Genomic DNA, 20,256 nt, shown 5'->3' on the forward strand with positions numbered 1-20,256 from the left:
GTATGGCCACCCGGCACGACACCGCCGCGCTCCCCCTCAAGGAGGGGGGCGCGGCCCCGGGCCGCCCGCCCGCCGACGCCGTGCCCGAGGCGGACAAGCGTCGCCGGGCCCGGCTCTCCCGCCGCTGGCAGCGGGACATGCGCTGGAGCCCGTACGCGTTCGTCTCGCCGTTCTTCCTGCTGTTCGTCGCGTTCGGCCTGTTCCCGCTGATCTACACCGGCTGGGCCTCGCTGCACACGGTGGAGATGACCGCGCCCACCGACATGGAGTGGGCGGGCCTGCGCAACTACACCCGGATCTTCGACGACGACTTCTTCTGGAACGCGGCGAAGAACACCCTGACCATCGGCATCATCTCCACGGTCCCGCAGCTGCTGATGGCGATGGGCATCGCCCACATCCTCAACTACAAGCTGCGCGGCTCGACCTTCTACCGGGTCATGATGCTCGCGCCGTACGCGACGTCGATCGCCGCCGCGTCGCTGGTGTTCGTGCTGCTCTTCGGCCGCGACTACGGCATGATCAACTGGGCTCTGAACGCCGTCGGCATCGACAACATCGACTGGCAGAACGACAAGTGGGCCTCCCAGATCGCCGTCTCGTCGATCGTGGTCTGGCGCTGGACCGGCTACAACGCGCTGATCTACCTGGCCGCGATGCAGGCGATCCCGCAGGACCTGTACGAGTCCGCGGCGCTGGACGGGGCCAACCGCTGGCGGCAGTTCATCCACGTCACCCTGCCCTCGCTGCGCCCGACGATCCTGTTCACCTGTGTCGTGTCGACCATCGGCGCCTCCCAGCTGTTCGGCGAGCCCCTGCTGTTCGACGCGAACAAGGGCACCTCCGGCGGCTCCCAGCACCAGTTCCAGACGCTCGGGCTGTACCTGTACGAGCAGGGCTGGGTCAACCAGCACCTGGGCCGCGCCTCGGCGATCGCCTGGACGATGTTCCTGATCCTCATCGTGATCGGGATCGTCAACTACGTCATCTCGCGCCGGCTGCGCGCCAGTAGTTAGGAGACCCGGCCGTGACGACGACACTGACTCCGGTGGAAACGACCGACCAGAAACCCAAGCGGGTGCGGCGGCCCAAGTCGGCCCGGGCGGGCGGGCACATGCACGCCGGCCCGATCGCGTACGTCATCCTCGCCCTGTTCACCATCGGCTCGCTGTTCCCGCTGGTGTGGACGGCGATCGCCGCCTCGCGCGACACCCAGCGCCTGGCGCAGACGCCGCCGCCGTTCTGGTTCGGCGCGAACCTCTTCGACAACCTCGAAATCGCCTGGAAGGACGCCAACCTGGGCGAGGCGTTCATCAACACCACGTTCGTGGCGGGGGTGTCGGCGGTGACCATCGTGTTCCTGTCGACGATCGCCGGGTTCGCCTTCGCCAAACTGCGCTTCAAGGGCCGGGGCGCGATGATGCTGATCGTGATCGGCACGATGATGGTGCCGCCGCAGCTCAGCGTGATCCCCCTGTACATGATGGTCGCCGAGCTCGGCTGGACGGATCAGCTGAAGGCCGTCGTCTTCCCGTCGCTGGTGAGCGCCTTCGGGGTGTTCTTCATGCGGCAGTACCTCATCCAGGCGTTGCCGGACGAGATCATCGAGGCGGCCCGGGTGGACGGCGCGAGCAGCTGGCGGGTGGTGTGGCACGTGGTGTTCCCGGCCGCGCGGCCCGCGATGGCCGTCCTGGGCATGCTGATGTTCGTCCAGACCTGGAACGACTTCCTGTGGCCGTTCCTGGTGCTGACCCAGACCGGCAGCCCGACCGTCCAGGTGGCGGTCGCGGGCCTCGGCCGGGGCTTCACGCCCGACCAGTCCCTGATCATGGCGGGGGCGCTGCTGGGCACCCTGCCGCTGCTGCTGGTCTTCGCGATCTTCGGCAAGCAGATCGTGGGCGGCATCATGCAGGGCGCCGTCAAGGGCTGAGCCCCGCCGCTCCTCGGGGGCCGAGCCACTGTCGCCTCGGCCCCTGCTCTCCCCCTTCTTCTCTCTCCCTCTCTTCTCCCCCTCCTCTCATCCACCCCGTCGGTCCACACGACCTCCTATGGGAGCGCTTTCATGCCAGAGCCCGAAACGCCGGGAACCCCGGTGACCTTCCCGCCCGCCTTCCTCTGGGGCGCCGCGACCTCCGCTTACCAGATCGAGGGGGCGGTGCGGGAGGACGGCCGTACGCCCTCCATCTGGGACACGTTCAGTCATACGCCGGGCAAGACGGCCGGCGGCGAGAACGGTGACATCGCCGTCGACCACTACCACCGCTACCGCGACGACGTGGCGATGATGGCGGACCTGGGCCTGACGGCGTACCGCTTCTCGATCTCCTGGTCGCGGGTGCAGCCGACGGGCCGCGGGCCGGCGGTGCAGCGGGGCCTGGACTTCTACCGCCGGCTGGTCGACGAGCTGCTCGCCCACGGCATCAAGCCGGCCGTCACGCTCTACCACTGGGACCTGCCGCAGGAGCTGGAGGACGCGGGCGGCTGGCCGGAGCGCGACACGGCGTACCGCTTCGCGGAGTACGCGCGGATCGTCGGCGAGGCGCTCGGCGACCGGGTGGAGCAGTGGATCACGCTCAACGAGCCGTGGTGCAGCGCCTTCCTCGGCTACGGCTCCGGTGTGCACGCCCCCGGCCGCACGGACGCGGCGGCCTCGCTGAAGGCGGCCCACCATCTGAACCTGGCGCACGGTCTGGGAACGACGGCGCTGCGCTCGGTGATGCCGGCCCGCAACTCGGTCGCGGTGAGCCTCAACTCCTCGGTGGTGCGCCCGCTGTCGCAGGACCCGGCGGATCTGGCGGCGGTCCAGAAGATCGACGACCTGGCCAACGGGGTCTTCCACGGGCCGATGCTGCACGGCGCGTACCCGGAGACGCTGTACGCGGCGACAGAGCTGATCACGGACTGGTCGTACGTCCAGGAAGGCGATCTCGCGGCCATCCACCAGCCGTTGGACGCGCTGGGCCTCAACTACTACACGCCGGCGCTGGTGGCGGCGACCGACCCGGACGCGGGCGGCCCGCGTGCCGACGGCCACGGCTCCAGCTCCTTCTCCCCCTGGCCGGGCGCGGACGACGTGGCCTTCCACCAGACCCCGGGCGAGCGCACGGAGATGGGCTGGACGATCGACCCGACCGGCCTGCACGACCTGATCATGCGCTACACCCGCGAGGTCCCCGGCCTGCCGCTGTACATCACGGAGAACGGCGCGGCCTACGACGACAAGCCCGACCCCGACGGCCGCGTCCACGACCCCGAGCGGATCGCCTACCTGCACGGGCATCTCGCGGCGGTCCGCCGCGCCATCACGGACGGCGCGGACGTGCGCGGCTACTACCTGTGGTCGCTGATGGACAACTTCGAGTGGGCCTACGGCTACGGCAAGCGCTTCGGCGCGGTCTACGTCGACTACGCGACCCTGGCCCGCACCCCGAAGTCGAGCGCCCACTGGTACGCCCAGGCCGCCCGCACGGGAACGCTCCCGCCGGTGACCGCGGTGGACATGCCGCCGCTGGCGGCAACGGACTAAATCCCTGGGGGAAGCGGGGGACGGGGCGCGGCATCCGACGGGGGTGCCGCGCCCCGGCATGCCGGCCGGCCGCCGGCCCGTCGGTGTGCCACGTCGCCGACGTGACGGTGACCGTGCTGCCGGCCGGTCGTGGACTCGGCGCTCCACAGCGAGCCCGGTTTCGCGCCCGCCGGCAGGTCGGACCGCAGCACGGCGGCGACCCGGAGTCGGGCCAACGGCTTGATCAGGACGGGAGTCGGGGATTCCAGGGCACCCTCAAGAATGGGATCGGGACCGGTTGAAGGCGGAGCCCAGCCGTCCGGGCCGACGGCGTCGTACGGAGCCTCGGTGGCCCCTGCGCACCGGCTCGCGTCCGTCCACCTGGAGCCAGATCCGCACCTCCGTGCCGCCCAGCACGGACCGGCCGATCCGTACGTCCCCGCCGGTCGACTCCGCGAGCCGGCGCACGATGTCGAGCCCGAGCCCGGTCGACCCGGCGCTCCCCGAACCCCGGCCGCGCGCCATCGCCGCCCCCGGGTCGGGTATGCCGGGCCCCGCGTCCGACACGAGGACGATCACCGCGTCCTCGGCGTTGTGCACGTCGACCGCGAAGGCGGTGCCCTCCGCGGTGTGCCGGAAGACGTTGCCGAGCAGGGCGTCCAGGGCGGCGGCCAGGTCCGTGCGGGCCACCGGGACGCGCACCGGCCGATCCGCCCCGGCGACCCGCCACTTGCGGCCCTCGTCCTCCGCCAGCGCCGACCAGAACACCATCCGCTCGCGCACCACCTCGGCCGCGTCGCACCCGGCGCCGGGCCCGGCCGCCGCGGTCTGCGGCTTGGCGTCCCGGGCGGTCCGGATGATCGTGTCGACCTCGCCCTCCAGCTGGGCGACCGCGGCCCGCGTCTGCTCCGCGGCCGGCCCGTCCCCGAGCGAGGCCGCGTTCAGCCGCAGCACGGTCAGCGGCGTCCGCAGCCGGTGCGACAGGTCCGCCGCCAGCTCCCGCTCGTTGGCGAGGAGCTGGACGACCTGGTCGGCCATCGAGTTGAACGCGACCGCCGCCAGCCGCAGTTCGGCCGGCCCTTCCTCCGGCACCCTGGCGCCCAGCTTCCCCTCCCCCAGCTCGTGGGCGCCCTCCACCAGACGCCGCGCCGGCCGCACCATCCGCACGCCCAGCCGGTCGGCGACCGCGACCGAGCCGACGACCAGCGCGAGGCCGACCCCGGCGAGCACCGCCCAGGCGGTGGCGACGCCGTTGCTGACCTCGGCCTCGGGCACGTACACCTCGACGACGGCGATCTCCCCCGAGCTCAGCGCGACCGGCTGGAGCAGGGCGGAGCCGCCGGGCACCTCGCTGGTGGAGGCCCGGCCCAGCTTCCGCACGGTCGCGATGTCCGCCTCGGCGGCGTGCCCCCGCCCGAGGCCGACGGCCGCGGTGCCGTCGGCCGCCGGGATGTGCACGGCCATCCCGGCGTCCGAGCCCGCGGCGGCGACGACCCGCTCCACCTGGTCGCGGTCGGTGGTGATGGACAGGGCGGGGGCGACGGCCGCGGCCTGCCGTTCGGCGTTGGAGAAGGCGCGGTCCCGGGCCATCTCCTGGACCACCAGTCCGAGCGGGATCGCGAAGGCGACCACGACCATGGTGGTGACCGCCAGCGAGACCTTGACCAGAGCCCATCTCATCGCGCCGGCTCCGCGCCCGGGAACGGCGGGGCGGGCGACGGGGCCGGCGGCTCCAGCTTCACGCCGACGCCCCGGAGGGTGTGCAGATAGCGGGGCCGGGCGGCCGTCTCGCCGAGCTTGCGGCGCAGCCAGGACAGGTGGACGTCGATGGTCTGGTCGTCGCCGTACGACTGCTGCCACACCTCGGCGAGCAGTTCCCTGCGCGGGACGACGACACCGGGCCGCCCGGCCAGGAAGGCGAGCAGGTCGAACTCGCGCCGGGTGAGGTCCAGTCGTACGCCGTCCAGTTCGGCCGTGCGGCGCAGCGGGTCGACGCTCAGGCCGCCGACCCGCAGCACGGTCTGTGCCGCCGCCTCCCCGGAGCCGGCGCGGGACCGGCGCAGGACGGCCGCCATCCGTGCCGACAGGTGCTCGACGGAGAACGGCTTGGTCAGGTAGTCGTCCGCGCCCGCGTTCAGCAGGCGGACGATCTCCGTCTCGTCGTCGCGCGCGGTGGCGATGATCACCGGGACGTCGGTGATGCCGCGCAGCATCTTCAGGGCTTCCGACCCGTCCAGATCGGGCAGTCCGAGGTCCAGGACGACCACGTCGAAACGGACATGGGCGACCTCCCGGAGCGCCTCCAGCGCCGTGCCGACGCTGCGCACGGTGTGCGAGGCGTGGGTCAGATGCCGGATCAGCGCCGAGCGTACGAACTGGTCGTCCTCGACCACGAGAACACGTGCCATGCGCCGCACCGTACGCCATGCGGGACGAGCCCATCCGGTGCCTGTGGACAACTCCCCGGCTGTGGACGACGACGGCCCGCGGCGGACACCGGTGGGACGCGTGAGGCAGGATGGCCCGCGATGCGCAGAGGACTCGTACACCTGCTTGCCTGGTCGCTCGCCACGGGCGCGGCGGTCACCCTGTCGTGGTGGGGCGTCCGCACGGTGATGGAGGGCACGGCGTACGACCCGCCGCGCGCGCTGCCCGTCACGGCGGCCGACGCGGCCACCCGGGAGCCGCAGCCGTCGGCGTCGTCGACGAGCCGGCCGTCCCCGTCGAGGAGTCCGTCCCCGACCGCGGCCCCGAGCCGGACACCGTCCCGCGCGCCGCGACCGGCGCCCACCCCCGCCACCACCCCGGCCACGAGCCCCTCCCCCACCGCGTCGGGCCAGGTCAAGAGCTACGACACCGACGGCGGACGGGCGGTCTTCGACCTCGGGCCGACCTCCGCGACGCTCGTGTCGGCGACGCCGGGCACCGGCTGGTCGATGCAGGTGTGGAAGACGGAGTCGTGGATCCGGGTGGAGTTCGCCTCGGGCGCGGACCGGGTGTCGGTGTTCTGCACCTGGCACGACGGGCCGCCGCGGGTGGAGATCGGGAACTACTGAGCGGGCGTCACCGGAACACGGACGGCGGCGGCGCCGGGGAGGCCACCGCGGCCGCGTCGGTGACGGGGACGGCGCCTCCCGTGAAGTCGGTGAGCGCCCGGCCGTGTTCGACGCGGCCCGGGTGCGGGTCGGAGGCGGCGCGGCGGGTGAGTTCGGCGAGCGGCAGCGGGTGGTCGCAGGCGACCAGGACCGCGTTGCCGAAGCGTTTGCCGCGCAGCACGGTCGGGTCGGCGACCAGCGCGAGTTCCGGGAAACAGGCCGCCGCGGTGGCGATCTGGCCGCGCAGATGGGCCAGCGGCGGGCCGTCGGCGAGGTTCGCGGCGTAGAGACCGCCCGGCTTCAGGGCCCGGCGGACCTCGTGGAGGAACTCGGTCGAGGTGAGGTGGGCGGGGGTGCGGGCCCCGCTGAACACGTCGGCGATGACGAGGTCGGCCCAGCCGTCGGGCACCTTCGCGAGGCCTTCGCGGGCGTCCGTCGCCCGGATGCGGATCCGGGCGTTCGGTGCCAGCGGCAGCTCCCGGCGGACCAGTTGGACCAGGGCCGCGTCGCGCTCGACGACCTGCTGGGTGGAGCGGGGGCGGGTGGCGGCGACGTAGCGGGCGAGGGTCAGCGCGCCGCCGCCGAGGTGCACGGCGTGCACGGGCCGGCCGGGCGGGGCGGCCAGATCGATGACGTGCCCGAGCCGTCGCTGGTACTCGAAGGACAGATACGCCGGTTCGTCCAGGTCGACATGCGACTGCGGCGCCCCGTCGACGAGCAGCGTCCAGGCCCGTGCCCGGTCCCGGTCGGGTATGAGCTGGGCGAGCCCGCCGTCGACGGCTTCGACGAGCGCTTCGACGGCGGCGCTCGCGCGCCGGGAGTTCCTGGACTTTCCCATGGGGCCATTATCGGGGGCCGCGGACAGGACAGCTCAGCGAGCTCACGCGAGCTGACGGCGAGGTCAGCGGCAGTTGTCCGCCGCCTCGATCAACCGTGCCGCCTCCCCCAGCGCCGCCCGCAGCACCGCCGGGTCCGTCGCCAGGTCCGCCTCTCCCGGGGGCAGCAGCCAGTCGGACCCCTCCACCGGCGGCTCAGGGCTCAGCCGCAGGCCCCGTCCGTCCGTCTCCGTGCAGGTGCTCCCCGGCACGTCCCACGCCGCCGCGGTCCCCGGCGGCACCACGAACCCCAGCGTGTCGCAGCCGTCGTCGTGCAGGACGGGCCCCACCGCGTCGCCCGCCCCCCGCCGCAGGATGTCGACCGCCTCCAGCCCCTGCCGCGTCGGCACCGTGACCAGATCGCACACGGTGTCCGGACAGGGCTGCGGCGCACTGGACGCGGTCGGCGTACAAGGATCGATGCTCTGTCTGGTCTCCATGCCGGCCTCCACCACGGAACCCCTCATCCAACGATCGGGTCGGGAGTCGGGCGGCTCCCGGTCCACGGGGTTCAACGCGGCGACGCGTCAACGGCTACGGCCGAAGTCCGCCGCAAAGGATGGCAGTTCATGGCAGATCCGGGATGAGATATCCGGTTTGTAGCCAAACACCGCGTGCCGGGTCGTGCACAGCGGGTACGTTCTTGCCCGCCGGAAACAGGGTGTCACACGGACAACTCAGCCCGAACTCGCCCCGGGTCCGGCATGGTTCGACGGTTCGCACGAGAGGACCCGGCCATGACGTCGTCCACGGCGACCTCGTCCCAGCCCCCCAGACCACCGCAGCCGAATCTCGCGTTCCGGAGGCTGCGCGGACAGCGCTCACCGGCCGAGTTCGCCGCGGCGGTACGGCGGGCAGCCCGCGAGATCGGCGAGCGGGTCTGCTGCGACGCGCGCTATGTCGGCCGGGTCGAGGCGGGCGAGATCCGCTGCCCCAACTACGCGTACGAACGGGTGTTCCTGCACATGTTCCCCGGCCGCACCCTCACCGACCTGGGGTTCGCGCCTCGCTCGTCCGTACGCGGACGCCGGGCGCACGCACCAGAGGACGCGCCCCCCTCATGCGTCACGAGCCCGGTGTACGCCCTGGGTGAGACGCGGAGGGCGGACGAGCCGTACGACCCGCAGGACACACAGGATCCGTACGGCACGCACAGCCCGTACGAGACGCACGACGACTACGAGGAGAGCGACGTGCTGCGTCGCGCATTCATGACCGGCGGGGGCGCCACGGTGGCCGCCGCCTCGCTGGGGCCCCTGGCGCTCACCATCGACGCCGCGGCCGCGGACCGTCCCGCCCGCCGCGTCGGCGGTAGCGAGGCCGGCGCGCTGGAGGAGGCCGTCCGCAGAATCCGGCTGCTCGACGACCGGCACGGCGCGGACGGCCTCTACCAGCGCGCGGCGGCCCCGCTGCGCGCCGCGTACGCGCTGCTGGACGCCGGGGTGACCCGGCAGGCGACCACCGAACGACTCCACTCGGGCGCCGGTGAACTGGCCGTCTCGGTGGGCTGGCTGGCCCATGACTCGGGACGGTTCGACGACGCCCGCTCGCACTACGCGGAGGCCCTCGCGACCGCCCGGATGAGCGGCGACGACGCCCTGGAGGCGCACGCCTTCTGCAACACGGCGTTCCTCGCCCGCGACGCCGGACGCCCGCGCGAGGCGGTCCGGGCCGCCCAGGCCGCGCAGCGCGTCGCCCGCCCGCTGGGCTCCGCCCGGCTGATGTCGCTGCTCGCGCTGCGCGAGGCGGGCGGCTGGGCCGGGCTCGCCGACCGCACCGGCTGCGAACAGGCGCTCGCCCGCGCGCAGGTCCTCTACGAGCGAGGCCGCTCGGACGCCGACCCCGAGTGGATGAGCTTCTACGGCGAGGCCGAGCTGGAGGGCCTGGAGGCGCAGTGCTGGTCGACGCTGGGCGACTGGCGGCGCGCGGCCCGGCACGCACGCCGTGCGGCCCGGCTCCAGGACCCGCACTTCACCCGGAACATCGCCCTGTACACGGCGGAGCTGGCCGACGACCTCGCGCGCGGGGGACGGCCCGACGAGGCAGCGGCGGCGGGCATGAAGGTGCTGGACCTGCTGGCGGAGGTCCAGTCGGCGAGGGTCCAGACGATGCTGGCCGGCACGGCGCGAGTGCTGCGGCCGCACCGCGGGGCGTCGGGGGTGCCGGCGTTCCTGGAGCGGCACGCCTCACTGCCGCGGACGGTGTGAGCGGCCGTCCGGCGTCAGGAGAGGTGCCCCAGGTCGTTCCAGCTCTCGATGGCCGGTTCGCCGTACGCCCAGCCCAGGATCGACAGGGACGTCGGGTTCAGCCGGATCCGCGCCGCGAAGCCGAGCGGCAGGCCGAGCCAGCGCGCGCCGACGGACCGCAGGATGTGCCCGTGCGCGAACACCAGCACGTCCCGGTCCGCCTCCTTCGCCCAGGCGACGACCTCGTCCGCGCGCGCGGTCACCTCGGCGGGCGACTCGCCCTCGGGCACGCCGTCCCGCCAGATGAGCCAGCCCGGCCGGACGGCCTGGATGTCCTGCGGGGTCATGCCCTCGTAGGCGCCGTAGTGCCACTCCATGAGCGGGTCCCAGAGCTTCGCCCGCTCCCCGAAGCCGGCGAGTTCGCACGTCTCCCGCGCGCGGGAGAGCGGGCTGGTACGCACCTCGACGCCGTCGAGACCGTCGAACGGCGCCCGGTGCAGACGTTCGCCGAGCAGCTTGGCGCCGCGCCGGCCCTCCTCCAGCAGCGGCACATCGGTCCTGCCCGTGTGCTTGCCGGACAGCGACCATTGCGTCTGTCCGTGCCGGGCCAGCAGGATGCGCGGTGCCATGGGGGAACCTCTTCGGGGAAATTCGGCGGCGGAACCCCTCCATCATCGCGCACGCTGTGCGGGGGCAACCCGCGGGCCGATCTCTGCGTCTATGAGGGCCGGGGGCGCGCCGTAGGGGCGCGTGCGTACGCCGTAAAGTGGCACGACCGGGCAGGACCACCGGGCGCGCGAGACGAAGGGGGAGGGCGATCGGATGCCGCAGACCGTGACACCAGGCATCGAGGCGGCCTCGCGGACCCGGCTGCGCTGGTGGACCGAGCTGCCGCTGATCCTCCTGGTGTACGCCTGCTACTCCGCCGGCCGGCTCCTCGCCCGGGGCGACGTCGCGAGCGCCGTCGACCACGGCCTGGCGATCCTGCGCGTCGAGAAGGTGCTGCGCATCAACGCCGAGCACCCTCTCAACCGGCTGTTCACGCAGCAGGCGTGGATCGGCGTGCCCGCGGACTTCCTGTACGCCTCGCTGCACTACCTGGTCACGCCGGCCGTCCTGATCTGGGTGTTCCGGTCGCACGCCGTGCACTACCGGATGGCCCGCACGTGGCTGATGACGTCCACCTTCATCGGCCTGATCGGCTTCACCCTGCTGCCGACCTGTCCGCCCCGCCTGCTCGCCTCGAGCCACGGCTTCGTGGACACGATGGCCCAGTACAGCTCGTACGGCTGGTGGGGCGGCGAGGCGAGCGCTCCGCGGGGCCTGGGCGGTATGACCAACCAGTACGCGGCCATGCCGAGCCTGCACGTGGGCTGGGCGCTGTGGTGCGGAGTGCTGCTGTGGCGCTACGGCCGGACGCGTACCGCGAAGACCGCCGGTGTCGTCTACCCGCTGGTGACGACGATCGTGGTGATGGGCACCGCGAACCACTACTTCCTGGACGCGGTCGCGGGCGCCGCGGTGATGGGCGCCGGGCTGCTGCTCGCGCCGCACGTCATCCGGGGCGCGGAGCGGGCGGGGGCGTTGCTGCGGGCCCGCTTCGCGGTCGTCGCGGCAGGCTCTCCCGGCGCACATGCCCCACTTGTCAGTGCCGGATGCCAGACTTCCGCGAGTGAGCACATTCCACGGCAGCGCGAGTCCAGGTTCGCAGGCGGAGCCGAACCGAGTGCCTCCCCCACGGACACGGGAGAAGGCGCTCCGGCACCGGCTCGCTGAGCTGCGCGGCCCCGACGTACCGGCCAAGGCCCTGGACGCGCGCGCCCTCGCGGCGCTCGCCGCCAACCCCGGGTGCGAGCGGCGCGCGATCCTCGACGGCGCCGGGGTGAACAAGACGGCGCTGGCGAGCGCGCTGGGCGCGCCCTCCGCGTTCGGGCAGTCGCAGTTCGCGCTGACCCGGGGCAACGCGTTCGAGGCGCGGGTCACGTCGGACGGCGGCGCGGAACTGCTGCGCCTGGTGCACGAGAAGCTGGACCCGGCGGCCGAGCCGCCGTCGCACGCCCAGGTGCCCGACCTCACCGCGATCGGCCCCGAGGGCCGCACCGCCCGTACCGCGCTCGCCCTGCGCGAGGCCACCGCGGCCGGCGGCTGGACGCTGCTCGGCCATCCGATGCTGGCGCTCGGCGTGGCCGGTTCGCCCGCCTTCCTGGAGCCGGACGCGGTGGTCGTGCACCCGGACGGCGGCTGGACGGTCGTCGAGATCAAGTCCTTCCCGATGCTGGACGGCTCCGCGGACCCGGCGAAGGTCGGCGCCGCGGCCCGGCAGGCGGCGGTGTACGTGCTGGCGCTGGAGGAGGTCGCCGCCCGGCTGGATCCGCCCCCGCGCGTGCGCCACCACGTGCTGCTGGTGTGCCCCAAGGACTTCTCCAACCTGCCCGCCGCGTCCGCGGTCGACATCCGCAGGCAGCGCGCGGTGACCGCCCGGCAGCTGGCCCGCCTCACCCGCCTCCAGGACATCGCCGACGCCCTTCCGGAGGGCACCTGCTTCTCCCCCGAGCTGCCCGCCGACCAGCTCACGGCGGCCGTCGAGGCGGTCCCGGCGGCGTACGCGCCCGAGTGCCTGTCCGCCTGCGAGCTGGCCTTCCACTGCCGTGACCGTTCCCGCACGGCCGGCGCGGTGACCTCCCTCGGCCGCGCGGTCCGCGCCGAACTGGGCGGCCTGACGACGGTCGACGACGTCCTGGCGGCGGCCCGCGGGGAGGCCGGGGACCCGGACGACCCGGCGGTGGCCGCGCTCAGGAGGGCGGCGGCCCTGCGGTCGGAGGCGCTGGCGAGCCGGCAGGAGGCGGCATGTCGCTGATCTCCACCCTCGCCCGGCTGGAAGCCGTCAGCACCGGCCGCGCCCAGCCCGCCGCGACCGTCCGGCACCGCCGGCTGTCCGAGCGGCCGCTCGTCCTCGTGCCGCTCACCACCGCCGGTGAGGCCGGCGCCCCGCTCGGCGCCCTGGTGGGCACGGACCGGGACGCGCCGCGGCTGCTGGCCGTGCCGCAGCCGCGCGACCGCGACCTGAGGTTCGCGTTCCTCGCCGAACTGGCCGACGTGATCCTGCCGTACGTGGACACCTACGCCGAGGCCGTCGAGGCCGCCGAACGCACCGAGACCGACCCGGAGACCGGCAAGCGGGTCAAGGTCGAGGTGGACCTGTGCGCGGACGCCCCGCAGCTGATCGTGCCCAGCCGCGCCGGCGTCGAGTTCGTGCGGCTGCTCGGGCGCTCCATGCGCTTTCGGCGGACGGCGGAGCAGGACCCGGAGACCCCGTATCCCGCGCCGCCCCGGCTGCCGTTGCTCGGCCGGTGGCTGACCCACTTCGGGGAGCGGGCCCGGGTGCCCGGCTCCTCGCTGCTGCTCGCCATGACCGACGTCCTGGCCCGGCACTGGGCGACGGGCCAGTCCACCCTGGAGGACCAGCACCTGGGCGCGCTGCTCGCCTGGATCGACCCGCCGGAGGGCGTGTCCGGCGCCGAGGCGGCGCTGCGGGCGGAGCTCCAGCGGGACGCGGACGGCCAGTTGCTGTGCCCGCCCGCCGGCCCGGCCACCGACCCGGCGTTCGACAACAGGCTCCTCGCCCCCGCCTTCGAGCGCTACGACCGTGCCCGTCTCGCCCTGGCCGCCGCCGAGGACGGCCTGCAGGCCGACGACCGGCTCGGCATCCTCACCGCCGCCGAGCGCGAGGTGCGCGCCCTGGTGGAGAGCCGGACGCGGCCCACCTGGGACGCGGTGTGGCGGGGCCTGGACCTGCTGCGGGCGCTGCCGGAGGGCGGTCACGTCGAGGAGCGGTGGACCCGCGACCGCTGGTCGTTCACCGCCCACCGCGACCGTGTCCTGGCCGGCGAGCCCCCGCAGCCGCGCCGCGACGACGCGGTCACCGCCGCGAACAAGCTGGCCGCGCGCGAGCGTGAACAGGCCCGTCTGGAGGCTCAGGAGGCGCTGGACGACCCGCTGGTGATGGCCGGGCGGCGGCTGGCCGGGGAGGCGTTCGCGGGCGAGGTCACCGATGTCGTGATGGCGTACAGCGAGGGCAGACGGCCCAGCCCCCGCCCGCTGGTCACCGTCCGCACCGACGACCGGCCGCACCTGGGTGAACGGGCCCGGGTGTACCGCTCGCTGGGCGGCAAGCCGCAGGCCGCCGAGTTCGTGGGCCAGGAGGCGGAGGATCTGCTGGTCCTGCGGATCGTCGACAAGATGGGCCGCGGCAAGGAGCCCGAGCCCGGTTCGGTGCCGGAGAAGGGCGACCGGCTCTGCTTCACCCTCTTCGAGCACGAGCAGCGCGGCGGCGTGAAGCTGCCCGACCCGGAGGACACCCCGTGGACGCACGGCGGACCGCCCGGTGAGGCGACGGTTCCCGATCCCGACCCCGTGACCCCGGAGGACGTCCTGTGACCGCGCCTGCCTTCGACCCCGGTGCCGAGGCCGCGCGGGCCACCGAGGCGATCCTGCACGACACCCTGCACGGCACGCACCGGGGCGTCGTCGTCGACTCCCCGCCCGGTGCCGGCAAGTCCACGCTCGTCGTCCGGGCCGCGCTGGAACTCGCCGACGCCGGGCAGCCGTTGATGGTCGTCGCGCAGACCAACGCCCAGGTCGACGACCTGGTGCTGCGGCTCGCCGAGAAGAACCCCGGCCTGCCGGTGGGCCGCCTGCACAGCAGCGACAGCGACCCGTACGACAAGGCGCTCGACGACCTGCCGAACGTACGCAAGTCGGCCAAGGCGGGCGACCTCGGCGGGCTGGCGGTGGTGATCTCGACGGCCGCCAAGTGGGGGCACGTCAAGGCCGACGAGCCGTGGCGGCACGCGATCGTCGACGAGGCCTACCAGATGCGCTCCGACGCGCTGCTCGCCGTGGCCGGTCTGTTCGAGCGGGCGCTGTTCGTGGGCGACCCCGGCCAGCTGGACCCGTTCGCGATCGTGGGCAGCGAGCAGTGGGCGGGCCTGTCGTACGACCCCTCGGCCTCCGCGGTGACGACTCTGCTCGCCCACAATCCCGAGCTGCCGCAGCACCGCCTGCCGGTGTCCTGGCGGCTCCCGGCGTCGGCGGCGCCCCTGGTCTCCGAAGCCTTCTACCCGTACACGCCGTTCCGCAGCGGCACCGGCCACGACGACCGGCGGCTCGCCTTCGCCGTCCCGTCGGACGGCTCCGGACCCGACCGGGTGATCGACGAGGCCGCGGAGTCGGGCTGGGGCCTGCTGGAACTGCCCGCGCGGCACACTCCGCGGACGGACCCGGAGGCGGTGCGGGCGGTGGCGGCGGTCGTACGCCGGCTGCTGGACCGGGGCGGCGCGGCCACGTCGGAGCGCTCGCCCGAGCCCACCCCGCTGACCGCCGACCGGATCGCGGTCGGCACGGCCCACCGGGACCAGGCTGCGGCCGTCCGCGCGGCGCTCACCGAGCTGGGCGTGGCGGACGTCACCGTCGACACGGCGAACCGCCTCCAGGGCCGCGAGTACGACGTCACGGTCGTTCTGCACCCTCTCTCCGGCCGCCCCGACGCGACCGCGTTCCACCTGGAGACGGGCCGCCTGTGCGTCCTGGCCTCCCGCCACCGGCACGCGTGCGTCGTGGTCTGCCGGGCGGGCGTCACCGACCTCCTGGACGACTACCCGTCGACGGAACCGGTCCAGCTGGGCACAGTGGTGAAGTTCCCGGACGGCTGGGAGGCGAACCACGCGGTACTGGCACACCTGGCGCGACACCGGGTGGCATGGCGGCCGTGACCGGCGCCGGGAACATCCCGGGCCGGGAGGCCCTGATACCGCGGGAGTGTCCAGGGACACCGCCCACAGCATCAGGCCCCCTTGCGCGGGCGCGGGACAATGGACGGTGGCCCGATCCAGACGGGTCATCCCTGACGTACGAGGAGGAGAAGACATGGCGGAGCCCACGCCGCGTCGGAACGAACCGCGGCTACGCCCCGCGCCCCTGCTCTTCGAGCCCGCGCAGGCCGCCGCCGACCCGGAGCACTTCTTCGATCTGGAGTCGATCGACGACCCCCGGGCGCTGCTGGCCCGTGCGACGGAACTCACGCACGCGTTCCGCGCGGCGACCGACCGGGCCGTGGAGTTCCAGGCCATCGCGGCGGCCCAGCTGGCCGACCCGCGCCGCTTCGACCGGCTGACCGCGGCGGACATCGCCGAGCGGGCCGAGTGGACCGAGGACTACGCGAAGAAGATGGTCGAGTTCGGCCGGGACCTCATGCGGGGCGGCGCGGAGGGCCGAGGGCCCGCCGACCCGGTGTGACGTACCGGGCACGCGCCTTTACCCGGGCATATGCCAGGCGGGCAAGATACCCCCTCCCGTCCTTCCGCGTCCCGTTTTCCGGCAACTATGCGAACCGGCCCGCTCACGCCCCGTAGACGTAGAGGCATGAGCAGTCCACGGAATGAGCCACCACCGCCGTTCTCCCCTCACCGCGACGACCGCTTCGACGTCTCGGGCGTCACCGCGGACGGCGCCGCCTGGCTGGCCTCCGCGGGGACCTCTCCTGCGCGCAGCGCCCTGGCGCTGTGGGCAAAGCGGCCTCACGCGCCGGTCGTGCTGCCCTGCGGCTCCGCCTTCGACGTGGTCAGCGCGCCCGCCGTCTTCGGGCGCCGCATGCTCGACCGGCTGCGGGCGGAAGGGCCGGGGCCGGGACCGGTCGCGGCGTTCCGGGGCCGGATGCTGCTGTTCGCCGCGCCCGGCACGGCCCAGCGGCTGCCCTCCCTGCTGCACTGGGAGGAGTTCGGCCGTACGGGCGCCGTCCCGCCGCTGCTGTGCCACGGCACCGGCGACGCGGTGACCGTCCCCGCCCCGAGCGGTACCGGCGGCTCCCCCGGCAGGCCCGACGGGCGCTGGCTGGTCGCCCCGGACACCCGCCGCCCGTGGCTGCCGGGCCCGGAGATCCTGCTCTGGGCAGCCGTCCGGGCGGCCCGCGCGGCCGTGCGGATATCGATTTTTCCTCCCGCCGATCAGGGTGCTAATGTCTACGACGTCAGCAGGCGCCGCTAGCTCAGTTGGTTAGAGCAGCTGACTCTTAATCAGCGGGTCCGGGGTTCGAGTCCCTGGCGGCGCACGGTGACGATGGCGAGGCAGGTTCGCGGAAGCGCGAGCCCGCCTCGCCATCGTTGTTTCTGCACGTGTCGCCGCCCTCACCGCCTTGCCGCGTCGCCCGAGCGGTCACCCGACCGTGATCTTCACCGTCCACGCCCCCGAGGCGGTCCGGCCCTCCGCCTCCACCCGGACGTTCTCTCCCGGCACGGTGAAGCTCTCGCCGAGGGCGACCGGGGCGTCCGCGAGGGGCGGGTAGACCGAGTTCTCCCAGCAGGCGTCGGTGCGCGGATGGGCGTCCAGCACCTCGACCGGGCCCCGGCCGGACTCCGCCGCGCCGCTCACCCGGTAGACGAGGATGCCCGGCCGGCAGGCCGCCGTGTCGTTGCCCACCGGTCCGCGCGCCTCGAAGGCGAGCACGCTGTCGGCGCCGGTGCGGACGACGGCGAGCTTGGTCCCGTGGCCCAGCCCGAAGGCCGGCGCCCCGGCGGCGCCCACCACCGGGACGCCCGGCCCCGCGCCCAGCGGCTCCAGCGTCAGCCGGGTCGGCCCGCTCTCCCGTACGCACGCCACCTGGCGCGGCTCCAGCCAGCCGAGCTTCCACTTGTGCCAGCCGAACAGGTCCGGCGCCAGCCCGAACTGGCTGCCCATCAGGTCCCAGTCGCCGACGTGCGTGTCCCAGTCGCCCTTGCCGTCCACCGGCCGGTGGTAGAGGTCCGGCAGGTCGAAGACGTGCCCGGTCTCATGGGCCAGAACCAGCCGGTCCGGCGGATGCTGCTCGAACACGGTGACGACCCGGCGGATGTCCGTGCCGTCGGCCCGCAGCGGCATGTCCAGGTTCACCACCTTCGTCGCGTCCGAGTCCACGCCGGGCGCGTCCGGGTCGGCGACGAAGTAGACGACGTCGTAGCGCGAGAAGTCGACCTGCCCGTCGGCCGCGGCGAGCGCGTCGCGCAGATAGGCGGCGCGGTGCGGGGCGCTCCAGTCCCGCTGTATGGCGTACGACGTGGAAGGGTGCGGCATCCGGATCCAGTCCCGCAGGGGATGCGGGCGCAGGGTGAACCTGCCGTAGGAGGCGCGCTGGAAGAAGTCGCTGGTGGCCGGGAAGTGGTCGGCGGTCAGCTGGCCGGGGCTGGTCAGCGGGGTCGAGTCCGGGAACGACAGGAAGACCATCACCGCGTCCAGCTCCCGGGTCGGCCGCGGATAGGCGGCGTTCCAGGTGTCCAGGCCCTCCGAGTGGTGGGCCTCGGTGCGCTGGAGGGCGCACGGTGCCGCCGAGAACGGCTCGGCGACGGAGGGGCCGGTGACGAGGGAGGTCGCCGCGAGGGCCGACAGGGTGGTGAACACGGCCGCGGTGCTGCGCAGTCGGGGGCGCGGGAGCGGACGCGGCACAGGGACCTCCGGGAGCGGTTCACGGGACACCGCACCCAGATTGTGTGAGTTTGTCGTACAAGGCCCTGTTTATCTGCACCAGACGAGTGAGAGGGCCGAAGGTCCGTCAGACGCGACACCCCCGAACTGCTCACGGAACGTCACAACTGGTCAGGCGCCCGCAGAAGCCGTCCGCGGTCCGAGCAGAAACGATCTGTCAGAAAGGCCGCTCGGTCCGGGACACTGGACAGTGGCTGGAAGGGCCTTGGGGCAGCCTCTATGATCGGCACACTTTCCTGCCGGACAGCGATCGAGTGCACTGCGGGAGCGAGCGGTGAGCGGAACGTCCGAAGGGCCGACGCCCGCGGCAGACCTCGACCGGTCAGCCGTCACAGAGAGTGATGCCAATGCGGCGCCCGGTGCCGAACCCTCCACCTACCGGTCGGTCTTCACGGCCGCCCCGCTCGCCATGGCCGTCGTGGACCGCGAGGGCCTGGTCGTCGGCGCCAACACCGCCTTCGCGGACCTGCTCGGCAGTGCGCCGGACGCGCTGGCCGGACGGATCGCCGCGGACCTGGTGGACCTGGCCTCCGACGCCCGCACCTGGCACGCCTACCGGGAGGTCCTGCGCGGCCGGCAGGCCAGGCTGCGCTGCACCCGCCGGCTCAAGCACTCCGACGGCCAGTCCCTGTGGGTGCAGGTCACGGTCGCTCCCCTGAAGGGAGACGGGCCCGGCTCGGTCCTGCTGTCCGTCGCCGACATCAGCGCCCGCCGTGAACTACAGGCGCGGCTGCGGCACTTGCAGATGCACGACCCGGTCACCCGGCTGCCCAACCGGGCGCTGTTCTTCGAACGGCTCTCGGCCGCGCTGGAGGCGGAGGCGTACGAGCCGGGCGGCACCGGGCGGGTCGGCCTGTGCTACCTGGACCTGGACGGCTTCAAGGCGGTCAACGACACGCTCGGCCACCGGGTCGGCGACCGGCTGCTGGCCGCCGTCGCCGACCGGCTCACGCGCTGCGCCGACGAGGCCGGCCGCGGCCGGATCAGCGCGCCGCTGGTCGCCCGGCTCGGCGGTGACGAGTTCGCGCTCCTGGTCGAGGACTCCACCGGCACCGAGCAGCTCGCCGATCTCGCCGAGGCCGTGCAGAAGGCGGTCCAGGCTCCGTTCGACCTCTCCGGGCAGCGGCTGTCGGTGTCGGCCTCGATCGGCGTGGTGGAACGGCGGGCGGCGGGCACCAGCGCGACGGGGCTGATGCAGGCCGCCGACACGACGCTGTACTGGGCCAAGGCGGACGGCAAGGCCCGCTGGACCCTCTTCGACCCGGAGCGCAACGCCCACCGCATGACCCGGCAGGCCCTCGCCTCCACCCTGCGGCCGGCGATCGAGCGCGGCGAGTTCGTGCTGGAGTACCAGCCGTTGGTGGGGATGGAGGACGGCCGGCTGCGGGGCGTCGAGGCGCTGGTGCGCTGGAACCACCCGCAGTTCGGTGTGCTGACGCCGAATCGGTTCATCGGACTGGCCGAGGAGGACGGCTCGATCGTGCAGCTGGGGCGGTGGGTTCTGGCCACCGCCTGCCGGCAGGCGCGGCAGTGGCAGCTGGACCACCCCGACGAACCGCCGATCTTCGTGAGCGTGAACGTGGCGGTCCGTCAGGTCTGGGACTCCGACCTGGTCGCGGACGTGGCGGAGATCCTCGCGGAGACCGGCCTGGCACCCCGTCTCCTGCAGCTGGAGCTCACCGAGTCGGCGGTGATGGGCTCGGCGGGCCGCCCGCTCCAGGCGCTCCAGGCGCTCAGCGGCATGGGCGTGCACATCGCCATCGACGACTTCGGCACCGGCTACTCGAACCTGGCGTACCTGAGCCGGCTGCCGGTGTCGGTGCTGAAGCTGGACGGCTCGTTCGTGCGGGGCTTCCAGTACGAGGGCGAGGGCGTCCCCCCGAACCCGGCGGACGAGGTCGTCGTCGAGGCGATGATCCAGCTCGCCCACCGGCTCGGGCTGACGGTCACCGCGGAGTGCGTGGAGACGTCGGCGCAGGCCGCCCGGCTGCGGCGGATCGGCTGCGACACCGGCCAGGGGTGGCTGTACTCGCGGCCGGTGCCGCCGGATCGTATCTCCGGATTGCTGGGGGTCGGGGTGTGAG

General features: G+C 73.6%; 18 protein-coding genes and 1 tRNA gene. 13 read left to right on the plus strand and 6 right to left on the minus strand.

What is annotated here, in order from left to right; all coding sequences use genetic code 11:
- Positions 1 to 2 precede the first annotated feature (2 nt).
- From ACWD0J_RS09675 to ACWD0J_RS09685, 3 genes are all read left to right on the plus strand, one after another.
- Positions 3 to 1,016, plus strand: coding sequence for a carbohydrate ABC transporter permease (locus ACWD0J_RS09675; RefSeq protein ID WP_451495223.1), 1,014 nt, complete (start codon positions 3 to 5; stop codon positions 1,014 to 1,016).
- Between the two features lie 11 nt (positions 1,017 to 1,027).
- Positions 1,028 to 1,930: a carbohydrate ABC transporter permease gene (locus ACWD0J_RS09680; RefSeq protein WP_451495224.1), complete on the plus strand. Its 903-nt coding sequence runs from the start codon at positions 1,028 to 1,030 to the stop codon at positions 1,928 to 1,930.
- Between the two features lie 132 nt (positions 1,931 to 2,062).
- Positions 2,063 to 3,526, plus strand: a complete 1,464-nt coding sequence (locus tag ACWD0J_RS09685) for a GH1 family beta-glucosidase (RefSeq protein ID WP_451495225.1) — start codon at positions 2,063 to 2,065, stop codon at positions 3,524 to 3,526.
- Between the two features lie 255 nt (positions 3,527 to 3,781).
- Here ACWD0J_RS09685 and ACWD0J_RS09690 read toward each other — a convergent pair whose 3' ends face one another.
- Positions 3,782 to 5,185, minus strand: coding sequence for a sensor histidine kinase (locus tag ACWD0J_RS09690; protein WP_451495226.1), 1,404 nt, complete (start codon positions 5,183 to 5,185; stop codon positions 3,782 to 3,784).
- Positions 5,182 to 5,913: a response regulator transcription factor gene (locus ACWD0J_RS09695; protein ID WP_451495227.1), complete on the minus strand. Its 732-nt coding sequence runs from the start codon at positions 5,911 to 5,913 to the stop codon at positions 5,182 to 5,184. The genes ACWD0J_RS09690 and ACWD0J_RS09695 overlap by 4 nt, the downstream gene beginning before the upstream one ends.
- Before the next feature lie 120 nt (positions 5,914 to 6,033).
- Here ACWD0J_RS09695 and ACWD0J_RS09700 point away from each other — a divergent pair, with 120 nt between their 5' ends.
- Positions 6,034 to 6,561 carry a hypothetical protein gene (locus tag ACWD0J_RS09700; protein ID WP_451495228.1) on the plus strand — a complete coding sequence of 176 codons (528 nt, stop codon included), beginning with the start codon at positions 6,034 to 6,036 and terminating at the stop codon, positions 6,559 to 6,561.
- Positions 6,562 to 6,568: 7 nt separating this feature from the next.
- On the opposite strand, the gene ACWD0J_RS09705 is transcribed toward ACWD0J_RS09700, so the two are convergent.
- Both ACWD0J_RS09705 and ACWD0J_RS09710 read right to left on the minus strand, forming a co-directional pair.
- Entirely contained in the window at positions 6,569 to 7,438 is an 870-nt protein-coding gene (locus tag ACWD0J_RS09705) for a spermidine synthase (protein ID WP_451495229.1), read from the minus strand.
- 63 nt (positions 7,439 to 7,501) lie between these two features.
- On the minus strand, positions 7,502 to 7,915 hold the full coding sequence (locus ACWD0J_RS09710) for a hypothetical protein (RefSeq protein ID WP_451495230.1): 414 nt from the start codon (positions 7,913 to 7,915) through the stop codon (positions 7,502 to 7,504).
- Between the two features lie 297 nt (positions 7,916 to 8,212).
- Here ACWD0J_RS09710 and ACWD0J_RS09715 point away from each other — a divergent pair, with 297 nt between their 5' ends.
- Positions 8,213 to 9,682 (plus strand): hypothetical protein, encoded by a 1,470-nt coding sequence (locus tag ACWD0J_RS09715; RefSeq protein WP_451495231.1) that lies wholly within the window; start codon positions 8,213 to 8,215, stop codon positions 9,680 to 9,682.
- A 14-nt stretch (positions 9,683 to 9,696) separates the two neighbouring features.
- Here the strand turns inward: ACWD0J_RS09715 and ACWD0J_RS09720 are convergent, their stop codons facing one another.
- Complete coding sequence (locus tag ACWD0J_RS09720; RefSeq protein ID WP_451495232.1) at positions 9,697 to 10,290, minus strand: histidine phosphatase family protein; 594 nt, start codon at positions 10,288 to 10,290, stop codon at positions 9,697 to 9,699.
- A gap of 193 nt (positions 10,291 to 10,483) precedes the next feature.
- Between ACWD0J_RS09720 and ACWD0J_RS09725 the strand changes: the two genes are divergently transcribed.
- The 7 genes from ACWD0J_RS09725 to ACWD0J_RS09755 all read left to right on the plus strand — a co-directional run bounded on the left by ACWD0J_RS09725 (position 10,484) and on the right by ACWD0J_RS09755 (position 16,766).
- A complete protein-coding gene (locus ACWD0J_RS09725) occupies positions 10,484 to 11,437 on the plus strand; it encodes a phosphatase PAP2 family protein (RefSeq protein ID WP_451495233.1) in 954 nt (317 codons plus the stop codon).
- Positions 11,388 to 12,518, plus strand: coding sequence for a hypothetical protein (locus ACWD0J_RS09730; RefSeq protein ID WP_451495234.1), 1,131 nt, complete (start codon positions 11,388 to 11,390; stop codon positions 12,516 to 12,518). Before ACWD0J_RS09725 ends, ACWD0J_RS09730 begins: the two co-directional genes overlap by 50 nt.
- A complete protein-coding gene (locus tag ACWD0J_RS09735; RefSeq protein WP_451495235.1) occupies positions 12,509 to 14,098 on the plus strand; it encodes a hypothetical protein in 1,590 nt (529 codons plus the stop codon). Before ACWD0J_RS09730 ends, ACWD0J_RS09735 begins: the two co-directional genes overlap by 10 nt.
- A complete protein-coding gene (locus ACWD0J_RS09740) occupies positions 14,095 to 15,432 on the plus strand; it encodes an AAA domain-containing protein (protein ID WP_451495236.1) in 1,338 nt (445 codons plus the stop codon). Before ACWD0J_RS09735 ends, ACWD0J_RS09740 begins: the two co-directional genes overlap by 4 nt.
- A gap of 154 nt (positions 15,433 to 15,586) precedes the next feature.
- Positions 15,587 to 15,955, plus strand: coding sequence for a hypothetical protein (locus ACWD0J_RS09745; protein WP_451495237.1), 369 nt, complete (start codon positions 15,587 to 15,589; stop codon positions 15,953 to 15,955).
- A 126-nt stretch (positions 15,956 to 16,081) separates the two neighbouring features.
- Positions 16,082 to 16,702, plus strand: coding sequence for a bifunctional DNA primase/polymerase (locus ACWD0J_RS09750; RefSeq protein ID WP_451495238.1), 621 nt, complete (start codon positions 16,082 to 16,084; stop codon positions 16,700 to 16,702).
- Positions 16,693 to 16,766 (plus strand) — tRNA-Lys (locus ACWD0J_RS09755). Before ACWD0J_RS09750 ends, ACWD0J_RS09755 begins: the two co-directional genes overlap by 10 nt.
- A 104-nt stretch (positions 16,767 to 16,870) precedes the next feature.
- On the opposite strand, the gene ACWD0J_RS09760 is transcribed toward ACWD0J_RS09755, so the two are convergent.
- A complete protein-coding gene (locus tag ACWD0J_RS09760) occupies positions 16,871 to 18,133 on the minus strand; it encodes a M6 family metalloprotease domain-containing protein (protein WP_451495239.1) in 1,263 nt (420 codons plus the stop codon).
- 313 nt (positions 18,134 to 18,446) lie between these two features.
- Here ACWD0J_RS09760 and ACWD0J_RS09765 point away from each other — a divergent pair, with 313 nt between their 5' ends.
- Entirely contained in the window at positions 18,447 to 20,255 is a 1,809-nt protein-coding gene (locus tag ACWD0J_RS09765) for a putative bifunctional diguanylate cyclase/phosphodiesterase (protein ID WP_451495240.1), read from the plus strand.
- Position 20,256 lies beyond the last annotated feature (1 nt).

It is taken from the genome of Streptomyces sp. NPDC003011 (assembly GCF_053591515.1).